The following is a 2,233-nucleotide window of genomic DNA, read 5'->3' as shown; positions in this document are numbered from 1 at the left end:
ATCGTAACCGGCGTGCGCCATGTCGGCGTCGAGTCGATCGAGCAGGCGGCGCGTTTCGCAGCGCGCTGCGGGCATCCGCTGGTCACCGGTTTCGGCGTCGCCGGGGATGAGCGGATCGGCGAGATGGAGGACTATGTCAGAGCTTTCGAGATCGCTCGCGAGGCCGGGCTCGGCATCACCATCCATGCCGGCGAACTGACAGGCTGGGAGACCGTCCAGGCGGCACTCGATCACATCCGCCCCTCCCGCATCGGCCATGGCGTGCGCGCCATCGAAAACCCGGACCTTGTCCGGCGCATTGCCGACGAGGGCGTCGTGCTGGAATGCTGCCCCGGCTCCAACATCGCGCTCAAGGTGTTCGACAGCTTTGCCGACCATCCGTTTCCAGCCCTGCAGGCAGCCGGCTGCAAGGTGACGCTCAATTCCGACGACCCGCCCTATTTCTGGACTTCGCTGAAGCGCGAATACGACATCGCCGGCGAGCATTTCTCGATGAACGAAAAGGCGCTGGCTGCCGTTACCCGCACCGCTATCGAAGCCGCTTTCGTCGACAAAAAGACCAAGACCGCGCTTCTTGCCCGGTTGAACGGTGCGGCACGCTGATTTCTGCCGACAAAGCTGTGGTCGGGGCAGGCCAAGCGGTTCCTTGGCCGGCGCATTGTCGCTAGGGTTCGCTCAAGCAGCTTGAAGCGCGGCGCGTCCGAAAGGACCATGGCGCGCACTTTCGGGCGCAAGCATCAGGAGAACATCATGCAGGGCGTCACCGTCGTCGACCATCCGCTTGTCCAGCACAAGCTGACCATCATGCGCAAGAAGGAAACCTCGACGGCGGGCTTCCGCCGGCTGCTGCGCGAGATCTCGCTGCTGCTCGGCTACGAGGTCACCCGCAACCTCGAACTGACGACGACGACGATCGAAACGCCGATGGAAACCATGGAGGCGCCGACGCTGGAGGGCAAAAAGCTGGTCTTCGCCTCGGTGCTGCGTGCTGGCAACGGCTTGCTGGAAGGCCTGCTCGATCTGGTGCCGGCGGCCCGCGTCGCCCATGTCGGTCTCTACCGCGATCACGAAACGCTTGAAGCGGTCGAATATTTCTTCAAGGCGCCGAGCGACCTCGCCGACCGGCTGGTGATCGTCGTCGATCCGATGCTGGCCACCGCCAATTCGGCGATCGCTGCGATCGACAAGCTGAAAGAGCGCGGCGCCACCAACATCCGTTTCCTTTGCCTGCTGGCAGCGCCCGAAGGCATCGAGCGTTTCACCAAGGCGCATCCGGACGTTCCCGTGTTCACCGCTTCGATCGACCGCCAGCTCAACGAGAAGGGCTACATCATGCCCGGCCTCGGCGATGCCGGCGACCGCATGTACGGGACCAAATAATTTACCAATTGTTTACGCAAAGGCGGGTTTCTGGCGCCCGTTAAAGCGGCAAACACCATCAAGGCTTAAGGATCGGCTGTCACAAAGGCCGATCCATGCTGCGCAAACTTCTCATCCTCGGCGTTTTCGCCGGTACGTCGGCATCGATACCGATTGTGTATCAGTCGAATCCGCAATTCGTCGAAAACCTGCTGAAATCGGCGGCGCCGAGCAAACCCGCGGTCAACGTCCAACCGGACGTCAACCTGGCATCGGTGCCCGACAAGCCGGCGGCGTCGCTGCCGATGGGCCGCAAGGTGGTCGTTGCGGCAGACGAGCGCGGACACTTCTCGTCGGCATTCAAGCTCAATGGACGTCAGATCGACGGCATGATCGACACCGGCGCCACGCTGGTCGCCATCAACACCTCGACGGCGCGCAAGATCGGCCTGTCGCTGAACGCTTCCGACTTCAGCCACGAGGTCAGCACCGCCAACGGCACCATCAAGGCGGCCGTTGCAATGATCGACCGCCTGCAGATCGGCAGCATCACGGTCAACGACGTCCAGACCATCGTGCTCGACGACAGGGCGCTGCGCACCAATCTGATCGGCATGAGCTTCCTCAACCGGCTCGACAAATACCAGGTCGAGAACGGCACGCTGCTGCTCGTTCAGTAAAGAGTCGTGTCGTTGTTTTGTGCATGTCGTTATCCCAAGACCGCTTCACACTTTTGGGCGACATGCACTAGCCGCGCGGAAGAATCCGCCGGATGACCGATTTGTCGGCGGGCGGCTTCGAAGCGCCGACCGTATAGGCCGAAAGCACGGCGTCGGCCGCCGCCTCGGCATCGGCCAATGAGCGGGCATGGATC

General features: G+C 62.5%; 3 protein-coding genes. All 3 read left to right on the top strand.

The window, feature by feature from the left end; all coding sequences use genetic code 11:
• Window positions 1-603: adenosine deaminase (gene add, locus EN935_RS32160; protein ID WP_127374026.1), on the top strand; the 603-nt coding region annotated here is incomplete at its 5' end.
• Window positions 604-750: 147 nt separating this feature from the next.
• The gene (gene upp / locus EN935_RS32155; protein ID WP_023671129.1) at window positions 751-1,380 is read left to right on the top strand and encodes a uracil phosphoribosyltransferase; all 630 of its coding nucleotides are present in this window, start codon (window positions 751-753) and stop codon (window positions 1,378-1,380) included.
• Between the two features lie 95 nt (window positions 1,381-1,475).
• A complete protein-coding gene (locus EN935_RS32150) occupies window positions 1,476-2,039 on the top strand; it encodes a TIGR02281 family clan AA aspartic protease (RefSeq protein ID WP_109658875.1) in 564 nt (187 codons plus the stop codon).
• Window positions 2,040-2,233: the final 194 nt, after the last annotated feature.

Origin of the sequence: Mesorhizobium sp. M7D.F.Ca.US.004.03.1.1 (assembly GCF_003998635.1) — a bacterium.
GTDB classification, from domain to species: domain Bacteria; phylum Pseudomonadota; class Alphaproteobacteria; order Rhizobiales; family Rhizobiaceae; genus Mesorhizobium; species Mesorhizobium loti.
Note: the sequence above shows the minus strand (reverse complement) of the source record. Positions and strands in the feature narration are given on the sequence as shown.

Excerpts from the sequence above, each read along its gene's own strand:
- upp (WP_023671129.1), top strand. The coding sequence starts at position 751 with ATGCAGGGCGTCACCGTCGTCGACCATCCGCTTGTCCAGCACAAGCTG.
- EN935_RS32150 (WP_109658875.1), top strand. The coding sequence starts at position 1,476 with ATGCTGCGCAAACTTCTCATCCTCGGCGTTTTCGCCGGTACGTCGGCA.